The 16,825-nt window shown below is 68.4% G+C and carries 22 protein-coding genes; 7 read left to right on the top strand and 15 right to left on the bottom strand.

What is annotated here, in order from left to right; all coding sequences use genetic code 11:
- Positions 1 to 52: 52 nt before the first annotated feature.
- Positions 53 to 679 carry a Holliday junction branch migration protein RuvA gene (gene ruvA, locus MFF24_RS14540; RefSeq protein WP_108938924.1) on the top strand — a complete coding sequence of 209 codons (627 nt, stop codon included), beginning with the start codon at positions 53 to 55 and terminating at the stop codon, positions 677 to 679.
- 76 nt (positions 680 to 755) lie between these two features.
- On the opposite strand, the gene MFF24_RS14545 is transcribed toward ruvA, so the two are convergent.
- Positions 756 to 1,052: a DUF3572 domain-containing protein gene (locus tag MFF24_RS14545; RefSeq protein WP_238225186.1), complete on the bottom strand. Its 297-nt coding sequence runs from the start codon at positions 1,050 to 1,052 to the stop codon at positions 756 to 758.
- Between the two features lie 77 nt (positions 1,053 to 1,129).
- Between MFF24_RS14545 and MFF24_RS14550 the strand changes: the two genes are divergently transcribed.
- Both MFF24_RS14550 and MFF24_RS14555 read left to right on the top strand, forming a co-directional pair.
- Positions 1,130 to 1,510, top strand: a complete 381-nt coding sequence (locus tag MFF24_RS14550; protein WP_108938926.1) for a response regulator — start codon at positions 1,130 to 1,132, stop codon at positions 1,508 to 1,510.
- A gap of 55 nt (positions 1,511 to 1,565) precedes the next feature.
- Positions 1,566 to 2,939: a PleD family two-component system response regulator gene (locus MFF24_RS14555; RefSeq protein ID WP_133089973.1), complete on the top strand. Its 1,374-nt coding sequence runs from the start codon at positions 1,566 to 1,568 to the stop codon at positions 2,937 to 2,939.
- A 5-nt stretch (positions 2,940 to 2,944) separates the two neighbouring features.
- Here the strand turns inward: MFF24_RS14555 and MFF24_RS14560 are convergent, their stop codons facing one another.
- Positions 2,945 to 3,421, bottom strand: a complete 477-nt coding sequence (locus tag MFF24_RS14560; protein WP_238225139.1) for an Rrf2 family transcriptional regulator — start codon at positions 3,419 to 3,421, stop codon at positions 2,945 to 2,947.
- A gap of 94 nt (positions 3,422 to 3,515) precedes the next feature.
- Between MFF24_RS14560 and hmpA the strand changes: the two genes are divergently transcribed.
- Positions 3,516 to 4,760, top strand: coding sequence for an NO-inducible flavohemoprotein (gene hmpA / locus MFF24_RS14565; protein ID WP_238225140.1), 1,245 nt, complete (start codon positions 3,516 to 3,518; stop codon positions 4,758 to 4,760).
- 30 nt (positions 4,761 to 4,790) lie between these two features.
- On the opposite strand, the gene MFF24_RS14570 is transcribed toward hmpA, so the two are convergent.
- The 6 genes from MFF24_RS14570 to MFF24_RS14595 form a co-directional block, all read right to left on the bottom strand.
- Positions 4,791 to 4,955 carry a hypothetical protein gene (locus MFF24_RS14570; protein ID WP_238225142.1) on the bottom strand — a complete coding sequence of 55 codons (165 nt, stop codon included), beginning with the start codon at positions 4,953 to 4,955 and terminating at the stop codon, positions 4,791 to 4,793.
- A gap of 41 nt (positions 4,956 to 4,996) precedes the next feature.
- The gene (locus MFF24_RS14575) at positions 4,997 to 5,326 is read right to left on the bottom strand and encodes a hypothetical protein (RefSeq protein WP_108942794.1); all 330 of its coding nucleotides are present in this window, start codon (positions 5,324 to 5,326) and stop codon (positions 4,997 to 4,999) included.
- Complete coding sequence (locus MFF24_RS14580; RefSeq protein WP_238225143.1) at positions 5,316 to 5,594, bottom strand: hypothetical protein; 279 nt, start codon at positions 5,592 to 5,594, stop codon at positions 5,316 to 5,318. Before MFF24_RS14580 ends, MFF24_RS14575 begins: the two co-directional genes overlap by 11 nt.
- Before the next feature lie 87 nt (positions 5,595 to 5,681).
- A complete protein-coding gene (gene cysK / locus MFF24_RS14585) occupies positions 5,682 to 6,659 on the bottom strand; it encodes a cysteine synthase A (protein WP_108938930.1) in 978 nt (325 codons plus the stop codon).
- Between the two features lie 352 nt (positions 6,660 to 7,011).
- The gene (locus tag MFF24_RS14590; protein WP_238225145.1) at positions 7,012 to 7,188 is read right to left on the bottom strand and encodes a hypothetical protein; all 177 of its coding nucleotides are present in this window, start codon (positions 7,186 to 7,188) and stop codon (positions 7,012 to 7,014) included.
- 190 nt (positions 7,189 to 7,378) lie between these two features.
- Positions 7,379 to 7,879, bottom strand: a complete 501-nt coding sequence (locus tag MFF24_RS14595) for an META domain-containing protein (protein WP_108938931.1) — start codon at positions 7,877 to 7,879, stop codon at positions 7,379 to 7,381.
- 471 nt (positions 7,880 to 8,350) lie between these two features.
- Between MFF24_RS14595 and MFF24_RS14600 the strand changes: the two genes are divergently transcribed.
- Positions 8,351 to 8,629 (top strand): helix-turn-helix domain-containing protein, encoded by a 279-nt coding sequence (locus tag MFF24_RS14600; protein WP_108942796.1) that lies wholly within the window; start codon positions 8,351 to 8,353, stop codon positions 8,627 to 8,629.
- A 9-nt stretch (positions 8,630 to 8,638) separates the two neighbouring features.
- On the opposite strand, the gene MFF24_RS14605 is transcribed toward MFF24_RS14600, so the two are convergent.
- Together MFF24_RS14605 and MFF24_RS14610 are read right to left on the bottom strand one after the other, a co-directional pair.
- Complete coding sequence (locus MFF24_RS14605; RefSeq protein WP_238225147.1) at positions 8,639 to 9,880, bottom strand: NAD(P)/FAD-dependent oxidoreductase; 1,242 nt, start codon at positions 9,878 to 9,880, stop codon at positions 8,639 to 8,641.
- Complete coding sequence (locus MFF24_RS14610) at positions 9,877 to 10,866, bottom strand: LysR family transcriptional regulator (RefSeq protein ID WP_108938933.1); 990 nt, start codon at positions 10,864 to 10,866, stop codon at positions 9,877 to 9,879. Before MFF24_RS14610 ends, MFF24_RS14605 begins: the two co-directional genes overlap by 4 nt.
- A gap of 206 nt (positions 10,867 to 11,072) precedes the next feature.
- Here MFF24_RS14610 and MFF24_RS14615 point away from each other — a divergent pair, with 206 nt between their 5' ends.
- A complete protein-coding gene (locus tag MFF24_RS14615; protein ID WP_238225150.1) occupies positions 11,073 to 12,119 on the top strand; it encodes a class 1 fructose-bisphosphatase in 1,047 nt (348 codons plus the stop codon).
- 29 nt (positions 12,120 to 12,148) lie between these two features.
- Positions 12,149 to 13,009 (top strand): phosphoribulokinase, encoded by an 861-nt coding sequence (locus MFF24_RS14620; protein WP_108938935.1) that lies wholly within the window; start codon positions 12,149 to 12,151, stop codon positions 13,007 to 13,009.
- A gap of 283 nt (positions 13,010 to 13,292) precedes the next feature.
- On the opposite strand, the gene MFF24_RS14625 is transcribed toward MFF24_RS14620, so the two are convergent.
- The 5 genes from MFF24_RS14625 to MFF24_RS14645 all read right to left on the bottom strand — a co-directional run bounded on the left by MFF24_RS14625 (position 13,293) and on the right by MFF24_RS14645 (position 16,772).
- Positions 13,293 to 14,180 carry a hypothetical protein gene (locus MFF24_RS14625; RefSeq protein WP_238225151.1) on the bottom strand — a complete coding sequence of 296 codons (888 nt, stop codon included), beginning with the start codon at positions 14,178 to 14,180 and terminating at the stop codon, positions 13,293 to 13,295.
- A 179-nt stretch (positions 14,181 to 14,359) separates the two neighbouring features.
- Positions 14,360 to 15,106: a YebC/PmpR family DNA-binding transcriptional regulator gene (locus MFF24_RS14630; RefSeq protein ID WP_231345697.1), complete on the bottom strand. Its 747-nt coding sequence runs from the start codon at positions 15,104 to 15,106 to the stop codon at positions 14,360 to 14,362.
- Between the two features lie 129 nt (positions 15,107 to 15,235).
- Positions 15,236 to 15,454: a hypothetical protein gene (locus MFF24_RS14635; protein ID WP_238225152.1), complete on the bottom strand. Its 219-nt coding sequence runs from the start codon at positions 15,452 to 15,454 to the stop codon at positions 15,236 to 15,238.
- 261 nt (positions 15,455 to 15,715) lie between these two features.
- Positions 15,716 to 16,528, bottom strand: a complete 813-nt coding sequence (locus MFF24_RS14640) for an MBL fold metallo-hydrolase (protein ID WP_238225153.1) — start codon at positions 16,526 to 16,528, stop codon at positions 15,716 to 15,718.
- 31 nt (positions 16,529 to 16,559) lie between these two features.
- Complete coding sequence (locus MFF24_RS14645) at positions 16,560 to 16,772, bottom strand: hypothetical protein (RefSeq protein WP_238225154.1); 213 nt, start codon at positions 16,770 to 16,772, stop codon at positions 16,560 to 16,562.
- Between the last annotated feature and the right edge of the window lie 53 nt (positions 16,773 to 16,825).

Raw genomic sequence — 16,825 nt, forward strand, 5'->3', positions numbered from 1 at the left:
ATATGGCCTTAGGCCAAGCGCGGCAACGGCCCCGAGGGAAGCTCACGCTCACATGATCGGCAAACTCAAGGGAATCGTCGATTCCTACGGAGAGGATTTCGTGATCCTCGACGTGAACGGCGTCGGCTACGTCGTCCACTGTTCCGCCCGGACCCTGCAGCGCCTGCCTTCGCCCGGCGAGGCCACGGATCTGGCCATCGAGACACATGTGCGCGAGGACATGATCCGCCTCTACGGCTTCCGCTCCGATGCCGAGCGGGAGTGGTTCCGGCTGCTTCAGACAGTGCAGGGCGTCGGCACCCGCGTGGCGCTCGGCGTGCTGTCGGTGCTGGAGCCGTCCGCCCTCGCGACCGCCATCGCCACCGGCGACAAGGGCTCGGTCGCCCGCGCCCCCGGCGTCGGCCCGCGACTGGCAGCCCGCCTCGTGGCGGAGCTGAAGGACAAGGCCCCCGCCTTCGCCCCCGTCGATCCCGCGCTCGTGGCACTCACCGGCGCCGTCGAGGATCGCACCGCACCGCAGCCGGTCGCGGATGCGATCTCGGCGCTGGTCAATCTCGGTTATCCCCAGGTTCAGGCCTCGGCTGCCATCGCCGCCGCCCTGAAGGGCCTGGGCGACGGTGCCGACACGGTGGAGGCCAAGACCCTGATCCGGCTCGGGCTGCGGGAGTTGGCGCGCTAGAGCATCGTCCCGAAAGGTGGCCACCGGGTTTCGGGAAAAGATGGTGCGGAAACGAGAGGATAGAGCATCGAGCTCCTCAGCCGCCCTCGTCGAACGGCGGCGGCTGCAGGCGCTGCCAGGCGGAGGCGATCCGCTCCGGCCGCACTTCAAGTGCCTCGGCACAAGCCAGCAGCGACGGTTCGTCGCTCATCACATGATCGAGAACGGCACCGAGAAAGCTGGGATCGTGCATGCTCTCGCGCAGCGTTCCGGGTTCGAGGCCACTCGCGGCCACGAATCGGAATAGCCGATCCTCGTCGGCGGCGAGCCATCCCAGTACCTCGACCGCAAGACGTTCGCTTGCGGCATCACTATGATCAAGTTTGCGTTTCATCAACGAGTAGCAGTTTAAGAGAGTACGAGGGCCGGGCCACGGGGTGGAACGCCATCGCGACCGCGCCGGAGCAGGTCATGAAGAAAACCGTTCTCATCGTTGAAGACAACGAGCTGAACATGAAGCTCTTCAACGATCTGCTGGAGGCGCACGGCTACGCGACCCTCAAGACCGCCAATGGTATCGAGGCGATTGAACTGGCGCGCGCGCACCACCCAGACTTGATCCTGATGGACATCCAGCTTCCCGAAGTCTCGGGCCTGGAGGTGACAAAATGGCTCAAGGACGACGACGACCTTCGTAACATTCCCGTGATCGCTATCACCGCTTTTGCAATGAAAGGCGACGAGGAACGCATTCGTGAAGGGGGCTGCGAGGCGTATTTGTCCAAGCCGATCTCGGTTGCCAAGTTTTTGGCAACGGTCCGTCGCTACATTGGCGATGACGGCACTCCCTGAGACATCCTCGGACTGAGTACCGTCGCGGTCGTGACGGCCGCGCATCGGAGGAACGATGTCCGCTCGCGTTCTGATCGTGGATGATCTCTACCCCAACGTCCGGCTGCTCGAGACGAAACTGTCGCTCGAGTATTTCGACGTGGTCGTGGCGATGAACGGGCCCGACGCCCTGGCGATCTGCGAGAAGGGCGCCTGCGACGTCGTGCTGCTCGACGTGATGATGCCGGGCATGGACGGGTTCGAGGTCTGCCGCCGGCTCAAGTCCAACCCCGCCACCGCTCACCTGCCGGTGGTGATCGTCACCGCCCTCGACCAGCCCGCCGACCGGCTGCGGGGTCTCGACGCCGGCGCCGACGACTTCCTGACCAAGCCGATCGACGACACTGCGCTGATGACGCGGGTGCGCAGCCTCGTGCGGCTGAAGGCAGTGACCGACGAGCTGCGCTCCCGCGCCCTCGCCACGCGCGAGATCGGTGGTCCCGATCCCCTGGTTCTGGCCGCGGCCGATACGGGTGAAGGTGCGCGCATCCTCCTCGTGGAGGACCGGCCGAGCGCGATCGACCGCATCGGCACGGCGCTCTCCCAGTATCATCAGGTCACCGTTGAGACCGATCCCCACCGCGCCCTGGTGCGAGCGCCCGAGGAGCAGTTCGACCTCGCCCTGGTGAGCCTCGACCTCGAAGGGTTCGACGGCCTGCGCCTGTGCAGCCAGCTCCGCTCGCTGGAGCGGACCCGCAACATGGCGCTGATCATGATCGGCGAGATGCACGAGAAGGCCCGCATCACCCGCGGCCTCGATTTCGGCGTCAACGACTACCTGCTGCGCCCGGTCGATCGCAACGAGTTGGTCGCGCGGGTGCGAACCCAAGTGCGGCGGCGGCGCTTCTCGGAGACTCTGCGCGGCGCCCTCCAGGCCTCGATGGAACTCGCGATCACAGACGACCTGACCGGGCTGCACAATCGGCGCTACCTCGACCGGCATCTCGGCCCGGTCTTCGGTGAGGCGGCCCTGCAGCAGAAGGGCCTCGCCTGCCTGCTTCTCGACATCGACCGCTTCAAGCTCATCAACGACACCTACGGTCACGAGGCCGGTGACGAGGTGCTGCGCGCCTTCGCCGAGCGCATCCGCCAGTACGTGCGGCCGATGGACATCCTCGCCCGCTACGGCGGCGAGGAGATCGTGATGGTGGTGCCGGGGGCCGAATTGCCCGACGCCCGCGCCATCGCCGAGCGCATCCGCGAGCGGATCGAGGCGACGCCCTTCGCCATCGACGGCGGCACGCGCGACATCGGCGTGACCGTCTCGGTCGGCGTCTCCGTGCGGCGCGCGACCGATACCGGCCCGGCCGACCTGCTCAAGCGCGCCGACACCGCTCTCTACCGCGCCAAATCCTTCGGCCGGAATCGGGTCGAGGCGGCGGCAGCCTAGTCGAGTCAAGCGCCCTCGGGCTCGGGAATTCCCGCCGCGGGAGCCGGCGGGAACAGACCGAGCAGCCGCGCGACCTCGTCGCCTTCCGCCCCGCCGAGAAGGTCGGCCAAGGTGTAGCGGTCGAGGACCGCCAGGAACGCCGCGAGCGCCTCGCCCAGGGCCCGCCGCAGACGACAAGGTGCGGTGATCGCGCAGGAACCGCCAGAGAAGCACTCGACCAGGGCGAGGTCGTCCTCGGTCGCCCGGACCACGGCGCCGACCACGATCTCGGCCGGTGGCTTGCCGAGGCGCAGGCCGCCGCCCCGCCCCCGGATCGTCTGGATCAGCCCGAGCCGGCCGAGCTGATGCACCACCTTCGTGAGATGGCTCTCCGAGATCCCGTAGGCCCGCGCGACCTCGGCGATCGAACTCTGCCGCGGCTCACGCAAGCCGACATAGATGAGGGTGCGGAGCGCGTAGTCCGTATAGCGGGTCAGGCGCATGACGGATCCGACCGGTTTTTAAGGTACATTTCAGTTGCATCTTTTTAAGCTGTGCGGCAAAAGGTTCATTTCGAATGGATCTTTGGATTCGCCCATGCCCGCACCGCTCTCCCCCCAGACCGTCGCCCTCGTCAAAGCCACCGTTCCGGCCCTCGAGACCCACGGACTCGCCATCACGCGGCGCATGTACGAGCGCCTGTTCGAGAATCCCGAGATCCGCGACCTCTTCAATCAGTCGCATCACGGCGAGACCGGTTCGCAACCGAAGGCGCTCGCTCTCGCTGTTCTGGCCTATGCCCGCAATATCGACAATCTCGGCGTGTTGACGGGAGCCATTGAGCGCATCGCTCAAAAGCATGTCGCGCTCAACATCCTGCCGGAGCATTATCCTCACGTTGCCGACGCCCTGCTCGCGGCGATCAGTGACGTGCTCGGCGAGGCGGCAACGCCCGAGATCCTCACGGCGTGGGGCGAGGCGTACTGGTTCCTGGCGGAACTGCTGATCGGCCGCGAAGCGACGATCTACCGGGATCAGGCGTCCAAGTCCGGCGGCTGGAACGGATGGCGCGATTTCGTGGTCGAGAGCGTCACCCCGGAAAGCGAGACGATCCGCTCCTTCGTGCTGGTGCCCAGTGACGGCGGTCCGGTGCTGCGACACGAGCCGGGACAGTATCTCGGCTTCCTCGTCGAGCTGCCGGGCCGGGGTGTGCTGAAGCGGAACTACTCGATCTCCTGCGCCCCGAACGACCGTGCCTACCGCATCAGTGTGAAGCGCGAGGTCGCGGCGGACCGGCCGGACGGCTTGGTCTCGAACTGGCTGCACGCGGAGGCCCGGCCCGGAACCGTGCTGAAGGTCGCCGCCCCCGCGGGCGACTTCTTCCTCGATCGCTCGAGCGCCGAGCCGGTGGTCCTCGTCAGCGGCGGCGTCGGCCTGACCCCGATGGTCAGCATGCTGGAGAGCCTCGTGCAGGAGGCGCCCGAGCGTCCGGCCTGGTTCGTCCACGGCGCCATGAACGGACGGGTCCACGCCATGCGCGAACACGTGCGCAGCCTCGTCGCCAATCGCGAGAACCTGTCCGCCCGTACCTTCTACGCCGAGCCGGAGGCGCAGGACCGGTCCGGCGAGCATTACGACGAGGCGGGGTTGGTGACGGCAGAGTGGCTCGCGGCGAACACGCCTTCGGATCGAGCGACCTATTATCTGTGCGGTCCCAAGCCCTTCCTGGCCGCCCTGTCGAACGGCCTCACCCGTGCCGGCGTGCCGGCAGAGCGGGTCCGCTTCGAGTTCTTCGGCCCGGCAGACGAGCTTCTGGACGAGGCGCCGAGACAGGCGGCCTAAGGCGCGGACGGGACCGGATCAAGTACCGGTTCAGCCGGCGCCCGGATCGGTCTCGTCGCCCTGCGACGGCACGCCCGGCTTGCCGTCGGTCTTCTCGTTCGGGTCCTTGACCGCGTCGGGGGCGCTGTTGGCGGGTTTGTCCCCGTCCCGGCGCTCCCGATCCTTTTCGCGATCGTCGCCATCCTGCCCGTTCATCGTGACGCTCCCTCAGGAATCCGGAATCGTATCGGGGCCGCTCAGGATCGCTTGGCCCGATCGGGCTCGCCCGCGACCGGCTCCCCCTCGCGCGGACCGGCCGAGGCCTTGCGGTCGGAATGGCCACCGGACGAGCCGCCGAGCGCGGGCGGGGTCCGTCCCTCCGCGTCGCTTCCCTGACTGCCCCCGCCCCACTCGCCGCGCCGCTCCGCATCGGATCGCCCGCCGGAGCCCTGGCCGGTGATCGCCGCCTGCTCGGGCGTCTGATGGCCGCCGCCGGCCGGATGGGGGCCGGGCGAACCGACGGCCTCGTCGGGCTTGCGGGTGCCGGTGTTGCTCAGATCCTCTTCGGGTCGGTTCTCATTTCCCATCGCGGCCTCCATCACACGCGCCGTGGCGCGGCGGCTCTTCCTGGCCGACGGCGGCGGTGGCGCGCTCGATCGCCTCCTGCGCCGTCGCGTCGGGCTGGGTCCGGGAAGACGGATCGGACATCCGGCGCAGATCATCCAAGCGCGTCTCGGCTTCGGTCCGCGCTACCGCGTCCCGTGCGGCGGCGGGGCGATCCGTGCCGAACTCCTGGCCGTTGGGGTCCGCATCGGCCGCCCTGGGCGACGGCCGGTTGGGAGACGTCTCCGTCATCATCATCCTCCAGGTCTGACCGGGACAACAATCCGGGACGGGAGGAGTTGCGGTGCGGGCCCCTCGCGGACCCGCACCCTGCGGGCGTTAGCCGATGCCCTCGAACAGCACCGAGGAGATGTAGCGCTCGGCGAACGAGCAGGCGACGGTGACGATGCGCTTGCCCTGGAACTCGGGGCGGCCCGCCAGCTCCAGCGCCGCGGCGACGTTGCCGCCGGTCGAGATGCCGCCGGGAATGCCCTCGAACTTGGCGAGGTCGCGGGCGGTGTCGATCGCCTGCTGGTTCGACACCTTGAGCACGCCGTCGAGGATATCGGTGTGCAGGTTGTCGGGGATGAAGCCGGCGCCGATGCCCTGGATCTTGTGCGGGCCGGGCTGACCGCCGGAGATGACGGGGCTGTCCACCGGCTCCACAGCGAACACCTTGAGGCCGGGCAGACGGGGCTTGAGCACTTCACCGACGCCGGTCACCGTGCCGCCGGTGCCGACACCTGCCACGAAGGCATCGAGATGGCCTTGCGTGTCGTTCCAGATTTCTTCGGCGGTCGTCTTGCGGTGGATCTCGGGGTTGGCCGGGTTGGAGAATTGCTGCGGCATCACCGCGCCGTCGATCTCGCGCAGCAGTTCCTCGGCACGGGCGATGGCACCCTTCATGCCTTGCGGGCCGGGGGTCAGCTCGAGCTGCGCGCCGAGGAAGGCGAGCATCTTGCGCCGCTCCAGCGACATCGTCTCCGGCATGACCAGGATCAGGCGGTAGCCGCGGGCGGCGGCGACGAAGGCGAGCGCGATGCCGGTATTACCCGAGGTCGGCTCGACGAGCGTCCCGCCGGGCTTGAGCCGGCCGGAGGCTTCGAGCGCATCGATCATGTTGACGCCGATGCGGTCCTTCACGGACGAGATCGGGTTGAAGAATTCGAGCTTGAGCAGGATCTCGGCGTCGACGCCGCGCTCCTTGGTGAGCCGGTTGAGGCGCACGAGCGGCGTGTTGCCGATGGTCTCGGTGATCGAGCCGTAGACGCGGCCGTGACCGGGCTTCCGGACTTCCGGGGTCGAGGTGTCTGTCATCGTCTGTCCGCTCCCTGAGCGCTTCCGTGCCGACGCGATCACCGGGCCGGCGCAGGAGCACGCGCCACCACAAGAAGGCCTTCGCATCGGTCCGAGGAGATGACCGGCATTCGGCAAAGCCGATGCGAAACCAGAAACTTACCGCTCCCGCCGAAGCAAAAGCCGCTGCGGCGACGCGTAGCCGATTTCACAGGCTCCGTCGAGCTTCACAGCTGCCGGATACCAGCCTTTACACGGGGAGCACACAGTTGAGCTTGCGCGGAGAATTTTATTTTCTTTTCTCGCGCTCGGACGACAGTATTGTCATCCTCGATGCACCGCTTGAACGGCATTGTACCATCGCCGCCGCGGCTCAGACCCCGAACAGGGGCGCCGCAAGGATCAGAACGGCGATGCCGGCGCTGGTCGCGAGAGCGACGAGGGCCGCGGCACCCTCGTGTTGGGCACGGAGAAAGTCGTAGCGCGTCGCGGCGGAGCCTGCCGGCCGCACCTTCGGGACGACGCGCTGGTGAACCCGGCCGATCCGCATTCCGTCTCTCCGCCTGATCGGTCGCGCGGAGCGCGACCGGGGGCTGCGAGGAAACGGCCCGGAGGCCTGACGGAGAATGAATCCGGACCGCCGTCCGCGAATCATCGTCAACGGGGTCCTAACCGCGATCTTGGAGAGGCGTCGCGCCGGCTCGTTCGCGAGGCCGGCGCGATGGTCGGAAACCTAGCCCCTACAGCGCCCGGTCGAAACGCAGCTCGCCATTCTGGCTGCGGATCACGAGCTGCGAGCCGTCGAGGTCCCACTTACCCGCCGTGCGCAGCGCGATGAGGAAGGCCTGCTCGGAAGCCGCCAGGGCCTTGTCGCAGGTCTTCTTGGTCAGCGCCAAGGGACCGACGGCGAGGTGTTGCTCACGCAGCGGGAAGGCGGTGGCGGTGAAGGTGTTGCAGCCACCGTAGCCGCGGGCGCGGTACTGCGCATCGATGATGAAGCTCGGACGGTCGGCGCCGGTGAACGGCTTGCCGTTCATGCTGACCGCGGTCCACATCGAGCCGAGGGGAAACATCTTCTCCTGCGGCTTGGCGCCAGGGACGTATTGCGGCTTCTTCTCCGGCTGCTTGCCGCCACCGAAACCGGACGGATTGCCACCGCCCATGCTCATCTGCGCCATCGCCGGCGCGGCCGCGAACGCGGCAACCGCGCAGGCCAGCGCGGCGGTCAGCATCCTGTTCATCGTTCAGCCCCCTTTCTGCTCGGCTGCCTCACCCCGGAGCCCGGCTGGCCGCACAGCGCACGGACACGGCTCTCGACTCTTCGCCCATTGCGGCGCGCAGGCTCCGAACGGTTCGGGCCGCGCACCCGGTCTTGGCATCTGGTTCTGGGCGCTAGGGGGAATCGACACAGATTCAAGCACAATTATGGTGAAGACCCCTCCGGGATCCGGTTCGGCAGCGATCCTGTCCTGTTCCAGGCGCCGCAAACCTTGTGCGTCAGGACGCTTCGGCGAGCGAGCCGGCCGGACCATGCGAAATGCCGTTTCTCACAAGCTTTGCCGAAACGAACCGGCCCTTCGGACGGTTGATGGCCAGTTGACGCTCCCGCGCCCGTCGATGCGCGGCGACGTCGAAGGCAGGTTGCGAAAGGTGAGGAGAACGGTTTGACCGGATCGGATGAAGGCGTGTCGAGCGGAGCCTCCCCCAACACGATGAATGCGGCCCAGTGCCGGGGCGCCCGCGGGCTGCTCGGCTGGTCGGAGACGGAATTGGCCCGTCGTTCGGGGCTGGACGAGGGTTTCGTGAAGGGGTTCGAGGCGGGCACCGGCGATCCCGCCTCCGGCCAGGTCGAGGCCCTGCGCAGCGCCCTGATGCAGGGCGGTGTCGTCTTCACCAACGGCGCGACGCCGGGCGTGCGGCTCTCCGAGCAGCAACGGGGCGGCGACGAGGGCACGCGGGTCGATCAGCTCACCACCGAGAACGACCGCTGAGGGACGGCCTTACCCCGTCGCCAGGGCCTTGAGGTCGAAGCTCGGGTCGGCGGCCTGTTCCGGCGTCAGCGCCTTGCCCGAGGCGAGCAGGCGCCGGGCGGCCATGTGGTCGGCGGGGCGATCGACCGATTCGACGGCGCTGAGGGCGGCGCCGCGGAAGCGGAACACCGAGAAGCCGGCACCGATGCGGCGCAGGACGCTCGCGTCGCCCGGCGCGGCAAGCCCGGCGATCTGCAGCTTGCGCGGTCCCTGGTCGGTCCAGAACCACGGCACCGCGTCGTAGGCGGCGGCCCGCCCGGTGAGGCGCGCGGCGAGGCAGCGGCCCTGATCGACCGCGTTCTGCACCGATTCGATCCGCACACGGTCGCCGCCGGGCATTCCGGCCGCAAAGCGGCTGGGGAAGCGGACGCAGTCGCCGATGGCCGAGATCGCCGGATCATCGGTGGCGAGGACAGCATCGACCTCGATGCCGTCGCGGACGGCGAGGCCGGCTTCCGCAGCGAGTTCCTGGTTCGGCACCACGCCGATGCCGACGAGCACGAGGTCGGCGGGCAGGCTCTGCCCGTCGGCCGTGCGGATCGCAGTGGCCCGCCCCCCTTCGCCCTCGATGGCGGTGACGCCGGCCCCGAACAGGAAGCGGACGCCCGCCTCCTCGTGGAAAGCGCGGAAGGCCTCCGACGTCTCCGGCGCGACCGCCCGCGCCATCACCCGCTCGGCCGCCTCGATCACCGTGACGGCGAGGCCTCGGGCGGCGCAGACCGCCGCGAATTCCAGGCCGATGAAGCCGGCCCCCACCACCACGATCCGGCGCACGCCCTCGATCGCGGTACGAAGGGCATCGGCATCGTCGAGGGAGCGGAGCTGACGCACGCCCGCGAGATCGGCCCCCGGCACCGGCAATGCCCGGTTTCGGGTGCCCGTTGCGAGGATGAGATGATCGTAGGCGAGATGCCCGCCGTCCGAGAGCTGCACACGGCGCTCCGCCCGGCCGATCGCCGTCACCCGTGTTCCGGACCGGTGGTCGATGCGGTGCTCGGCGAAATAGCTCTCCTGCCGCAGGAGCAGGCCGCGGGCGTCGGTCTTGCCGGCGAGATAGGCCTTGGACAGCGGCGGACGCTGGTAGGGCAGCGCGGCTTCCTCGCCGATCAGGGTCAGGCTGCCGGCAAATCCCGCCTCACGCAGCGAGGCGGCGGCCTGGAAGCCGGCCTGTCCCGCCCCGACGATGACGATCGACTCCACGGCTCCGCTCATTCGCCCGCCTCGGCCGGACTCGGTACCGCCTTGGGCGCCGGTGCTTGCGCCGCCCCTTCCGCGAAGAAGCCGCCGGGGATGGTCGGCAGGAAGCGGCGCCCCTCATGCGCGAGATAGTCCCAGAACGCGTCGGAGGCCGGGCCGAGCACCTTGTCGGCGCGGCGCACGACGTACCAATCCCGACGGATCGGCAGGCCCTGCACGTCGAGGACGACGAGGCGTCCGCTCTCGATCTCCGCCGCCACCGAGTGGCCGGACAGGAGCGCGATGCCGAGCCCGGCCATCACCGCCTGTTTCAGCGTCTCGTTCGAGCCCGAATCGATCCCGAGCTTGGCCCGGCGGATCATCACACCGCTCATGAACTCCTCGAACACGGAGCGGGTGCCCGAGCCTTCCTCGCGCACGAGGAAGGATTCCTCCGCCAAATCCGCGCGTGTCAGTCCGCGCCGCTCGGCCATCGGGTGGTTGGGGGCGGCGATCAGCACGAGGGGATGGGGCCCGAAGGTCTCCGCCTCGATGGCGAAGTCCCGCGGCGGGCGGCCCATGATGGCGAAATCGATGTCGTAGTTGCGCAGCGCCTCGATCGTGTCTTGGCGATTGCCGACGGTGAGCGAGATCTCGACCTTCGGGTGGCTCTCCAGGAACCCCGCGATCACCTGCGGCGCGAAGTACTTCGCCGTCGAGACCACGCCGAGCCCGACTCGGCCGCCGCCGCCGCCCTTGAGCGTCCGCAGCCGGTCGGTGCAGGTCTCCAGCACGGTGTTGATGCTGTTGATCGCCCACAGCATCTCGCGGCCGGCATCGGTCGGCTTGAGGCCGGTCGGCGTGCGGTCGAACAGGAGGAGGCCGGCCTCCTCCTCGAGCTGGCGGATGCGCGCGTAGAGCGCGGCGGAGGTGACGTTCAGCTCCTGCGCGGCCCGCGTCATGGTGCCGAGCCGCGCGACCGCGGCGACCGCCTGAAGCTGCTTGAGCGAGAGATTGCGCATGCCTCGTTTTTAGTTTTTTTGCGGGGCACCACAAGTTTTTTTAGAAAACCTTCGACAGCACTCCCCTGCCGTCTGGCGTTGCCGCCTCGCCGCAGCGTATCATAGCGACAGACGGGCCTGCACGCCTCCGCGCACGCATGGCCGGCAAGAACGCCGCGCAGGACCTCAGGTGTCCCGCGGCCGTGACGGGAGCGAGCCTTAAAACGATGACGAAGCCGTACGGGTCATCCCTCGACGATCATCTCGACGCCGAGGTCGCGCGCGACGCCTCGCTGGCCGACACCGCCGCCACGATCCGGGCGTTGGCCGCCGCCGCGATCGACGTGAGCGAGACCGTCGGCCGCGGCTCGCTGGCGGGCGACCTTGCCGCCCAGGGCGAGCACAACAGCGACGGCGACGTGCAGAAGGCGCTCGACGTGATCGCCCACAAGCGCTTCATGCAGGCGCTGGAGGAAGCACCCGTGGCGCAGGTCGCCTCGGAGGAGGCCGAGGACGTGGTCGAGCTGAAGCCCGACGCGCCGCTGGCGGTGGCGATCGATCCGCTCGACGGCTCCTCCAATATCGGCGTCGGCATGGTGGTCGGCACCATCTTCGGCATCCGCCCCGTGACGCGGGGCGAGGACCCGAACGCCTCGTTCCTGACGCCAGGAACGACGCAGACGGCCGCAGGCTTCGTCGTCTACGGCCCGGCCACCACCTTCGTCGTTACGCTCGGCAACGGCACCCGCATCTTCACCCTCGACCGGACGGACAAGGTGTTCCGCCTGACCCACGACGCGATGAAGATCGTGCCCACCGCCAACGAGTACGCGATCAACGCCTCGAACGTGCGGCACTGGGACGGGCCGGTGAAATCCTTCATCGAGGATTGCCTGCGCGGCTCGGAGGGCCCGCGCGACCGCGACTTCAACATGCGCTGGACTGCCGCCTTGGTGGCGGACGCGCAGCGCGTGCTGATCCGCGGCGGCGTGTTCCTGTATCCGGGCGACAACCGGAAGGGCTACGCGCAGGGGCGCCTGCGCCTGCTCTACGAGACCGCCCCCATCGCCTTCCTGATCGAGCAGGCGGGCGGCGCGGCCACCGACGGCCAGCACCGCATCATGGAGCGCGTCGCCTCCAAGATCCACGAGCGCTCGCCGCTGGTGTTCGGCTCCACCGAAGAGGTCGAGTGCGTTGCCAAGTACTATGACGGGCGCCAGCCCAGCGCCGGCCGCTCACCCCTGTTCGGCCAGCGCGGCCTGATGCGCAGCTAGAGCGTCAGCGCCCTTACAACAGCAAACCCATGTCGGCGCGTCATCCCATCATCTCGGTCACCGGCTCCTCAGGGGCCGGGACCACCTCCGTCCGCAACACCTTCGAGCAGATCTTCCGTCGGGAGGATGTCAGCGCCGTCTACATCGAGGGCGACGGCTTCCACGCCTTCGACCGCGACACCATGCGCGCGATGATGGCGCACGAGCCGACGCTGAGCCACTTCGCGCCGCGGGCCAACCTTCTGCCGGAGCTGGAGGAGGTGTTTCGCAACTACAGCGAATCCGGCACCGGCCGCACCCGGCACTACGCCCACGACGACGGGGACGCGGCCCGCTACGGCGTGCCGGTGGGCTCCTTCACGCCGTGGGAGCCGTTCCAGCCGGGCTCGGACCTGTTGTTCTACGAGGGCCTGCACGGCTGCGTCGTCGACAACAACGTCGATCTCGCCCGCTATCCCGATCTCAAGATCGGGGTGGTGCCGGTGATCAACCTCGAATGGATCCAGAAGCTGCACCGGGACCGCTCGACCCGTGGCTACTCGACGGAGGCCGTCACCGACGTGATCCTGCGCCGGATGCCCGACTACGTGCAGACGATCTGCCCTCAATTCTCCTGGACGGACATCAACTTCCAGCGGGTGCCGACGGTGGACACCTCGAACCCCTTCATCGCCCGCTGGATCCCGACCGCGGACGAGTCGATGGTGGTGATCCGCTTCAAGGACCCGAAGGGGATCGACTTCTCCTACCTCGTCTCGATGATCCACGACAGTTTCATGAGCCGGGCCAATTCTATCGTGATCCCCGGCGGCAAGCTTGACTTAGCGATGCAGCTCATCCTGACGCCGATCATCATGCAGTTGGTGGAACGGCGGCGGCGGCTGGCGTGAGCCGTCTGGTCACCGCGAGGCCGAGCCGAAGCAATCCCGAGCGCTGACCTCTCCGTAAAGGCCGCCCCCTGGATCGCTTCGCATCCGCTCGCGATGCCGACGAGGATTGCACTCCTCATACGGTCTGCGGTTGATGGCTTCGGTGTCACCTCGTCATTGCGAGGCGAAGCCTTGGCAATCCAGGGCTCCGTACTTTCCGGAGATGTCGCGCCCTGGATCGCTTCGGCTTCGCCTCGCGACGACGGCGTTGGGCATAAACCGAAGGGATCAACCGGAAATCGTATCAGACGCTCGACAATTCGACGTCGGCGGTCGCTCCCTCTGCATCGAGAAACGCCGCAACAGCCTGCGAGAATTCAGGGGTACGCAGGTAGCCGTAGGACTTGTGGGGATTCACGCTGCCGCGCGGGCGCCGGTAGGCGTTGATCACCGGGCAATCGGTGACGCCGACGCCCGCCGCGTTCGGGGCATAGGCTTCGGCGAGCGTCGTGCCGACGGTCGCCACGTCGTCGCGGTCGCCGAGATTGCTCCAGCGGGCGACGGCGTAGGGCACGCGCAAGGACCCGTGCTCCTCGGCCAGCCGGTGCTTGATCTCGGCCAGCCCCAGCGGGGCGCCCAGGGTGACGAGATGGTCGATCCGCGGGCAGCGCCCGTCACGTTCGAGCTGCCGCAGCACGTCGTAGGCGATCAGCGAGCCCATGGAATGAGCCGCGATCAGCAGCGGGCGCCCGGCGTGACGCTCCAGCGCCTCCCGCAGCCGGTCGCGGGCGGCCGCGCGAAAGATGCTGTCCTCGTAATAGCCCCAAAGATCGTCGAGCCGGTGCTCGATGATGAGATCGTCGAGGACGAGACGCCCGGTCTTCTCCTGCGCCCATTCGACGATGCGGTAGAGACGATCGGTCAGGGTCGGAGCGCAGGCGCCGTCGGCACTCGGGAAAGGCCCCCTCCCGCGTGCGGGATAGTAGGGCTCGCGGTTGTGATCCTCGGAGAGCGGGGCGTCGTAGCGCAGGTCGGCCCAGTAGACGAATTCGAAGGCCAGATCCGGCCGATCCTCGCCGAGATTGCGCCGCAGACCCTCGCGGATCGCGGCGGCCCACCAAGCCTGTTTCTCCTCTTTCGGCGGCTTGTTGGCGAGGCCATGGATGCCGAGGATGAGTGGGCGGTCCTGCATCGATCGGAAATGGGAGCCTGGCGATGGATCGTTCGCCGGCTCGGCACCGGCATTGCCGGGCATATAGCGCGCAGACCCGACCGATCCGCGCGACAAATCGGCAGCTTGGTTCCCCTGCGGGAAATCTCCTCCCCATCAGCGGAGAGGAACAACCCAAGCGAAGACGGCGTCGGCCTTGCCTACGCCCCCATCTTCTCCACAAGCGCGTCGGACAGGGCGAAGTTGACGTAGACGTTCTGCACGTCGTCCTGGTCCTCGATCACCTCGACGAGGCGGATCAGCTTCTCGCCGGTCTCGTCATCGACGTCGATGGTGTTCTGCGCCTTCCAGATCAGACCCGTGCGGCGCGGTTCGCCGAACCGGCCTTCCAGCGCCTTCGACACGTCGCCGTAGGCATCCTGAGCGCAGATGACCTCGTGGCCCTCGGCATCCGAGCGCACGTCGTCGGCGCCGGCCTCGATGGCGGCCTCCAGCATCGTGTCGGCATCGGCGACGTCGGGGGCAAAGGCGATGACGCCGACGCGGTCGAACATGAAGGCGACGGCGCCGGTCTCGGCGAGGCTTCCGCCGGACTTGGTGAAGGCCGAGCGCACGTCGCTCGCCGTACGGTTGCGGTTGTCGGTCTGCGCCTCGACGATCAGCGCGGCGCCGCCGGGGCCGTAGCCCTCGTAGCGGATCTCCTCGTAGTTCTCGCCTTCGTTTCCGGCCGCCTTTTTGATGGCGCGCTCGATGTTGTCCTTGGGCATGTTCTCGGCCCGGGCCGCGAGGATGGCGGCACGCAGGCGCGGGTTCATCGAGGGGTCGGGCGTGCCGAGCTTGGCCGCCACTGTGATTTCGCGGGCGAGCTTGCTGAACACCTTGGAGCGGACCGCGTCGACGCGGCCCTTGCGGTGCATGATGTTCTTGAACTGGGAATGCCCGGCCATGGCGGGTTCATCTTCTCGTTCGTGCGGGCGGAGGGCTCCTTTGACGGGAAAGGATCCTCGACGTCGCGCGGGATGTGTCGGGGGCTCCGCTTATAGGCCGCCGCCGCCCCCCGAGGCAACGCGAGGCGGTTACGGCTCGGTCTCGATCGTCTTGGCGGCATGCCGCCCGATCCACCACGCGCCGTCCTCCCCTGCCGCGACAGCGAGGAAGCCGCCAAGCCAGAGGGCGGCGAGGTGGGGCCCGAGCGTGTCCTTGAAGGCGAAGAGGCCGACGAACCCTGCGGTGAGGGCGATGGAACCAGCGAGCGTCAGCAGCTTCAGCAGCATGATGGCGATCAGGATCGGCACGTCGCCTCCCATCTTGCCCCGGCGCCGACGCTCGCCGGAAGCACGGCCGAGATGATAGATCAGATGGGCGGCGACGAAACCCCCTCTTCACAATTTCCGGTTGGACGATTGCGATGCCGACGACGCAAACGGGCAACTCCGGCCCGCGACGCAAGCCCTGGAGACTCGGTCTCGCCGTGCTCCTGGGCGCCCTGGCCGGCGCGACCCTGTTCCCGAGACCGGCCAAGGGTCGCGAGAGAAAAGGCGGCGCGCGGGTCGATGTCAGGGCTGATCCTGCTCCAGCAAAGCCCGATAGCGCGCCGCGGAACGGCTGACGACGACGCTCGCCTCCTCCGTGATATGGAGGCCGAAGGCACCGTAGAGGCGGGCGAACGCCTTCTCTTCGAGCCGTTTCGCGATGCGGGCCACGGTGCCTCCCGAGAGCGGCAGCCAGTTCGGGTAGCTCCACAGGAAGGAGACGCTCTTCCGGTCGGCGCCGGGTTGGACGATGTCGCCCGCGAGCACCGCGCCGCGCCCCTCCGCTCCGTCCCGCCAGTGCAGCACGGTGCCGCCGGGGAAGTGGCCGCCGAGACGCAGCAGGGTCAGGCCGGGAGCAAGAGCGCGCTCGTCCTCGGGCCAGAACACAACGCGGTCGTCGGGCCGCATCACCAATTCGCGGTCGCGGGCGTGGAGGTAGACCGGCGCGTCGAAGGCCGCGGCCCAGTCGGGCATGGTCGTGTAGTAGTGGGGATGCGAGATGGCGATGCCGGCAAGGCCGCCGAGCGCCCGCACCAGCGCGACTGTCGCCGGGTCGAGAAGCGCGAGGCAATCCCACAGGACATTGCCCTGCGGCGTCCGGATCAGGAAGGCACGCTGGCCGATGCCGAAATGGGGTTGGGTCTCGATCTCGAACAGGCCGGGCTCGACCTGCCGCCACGCATTGGCGTGATCGGCCGCGAGCGCCTCGGGCGTCGTCCAGCGCTGACCGGCAGCGGGCACGTATTGCCGCTCCTCGTCGCAGATCGGGCAGCGCTCGGGCGGGGTCGGGGCGTCGGGGAAGCTGGTCCCGCAGGTGACGCAAATCGGAATCGCCACGGGCTCACTCCCGCTCTCATTCTCTGAACGCTCAGCCGCCGCGAGAGCCCTGACCACCCGCGGAGGCGGATTCCTCGCGCGGCGAGGATGTCTCCTCGTCGCGCTCAGCCGCCAGGTCGCCCGGTTCGGTCGGTGCCGGGGAGCGGTGCCCCGGCACCGGGGCGGCGACCGGGCGCTGCTCGTAGGTCCGGGCGCTCGGGGTCTCCACGGGATCGTCGGGGCGGGTCGCGTCGGTCGGGCTCAAAGGTCGTCTCCGGGTCTTTTCGGTTGAAGAACCCCAGGATCAGCCCGGTTCCC

Source organism: Methylorubrum aminovorans (genome assembly GCF_022179725.1).
Taxonomy (GTDB): Bacteria; Pseudomonadota; Alphaproteobacteria; order Rhizobiales; family Beijerinckiaceae; genus Methylobacterium; species Methylobacterium aminovorans.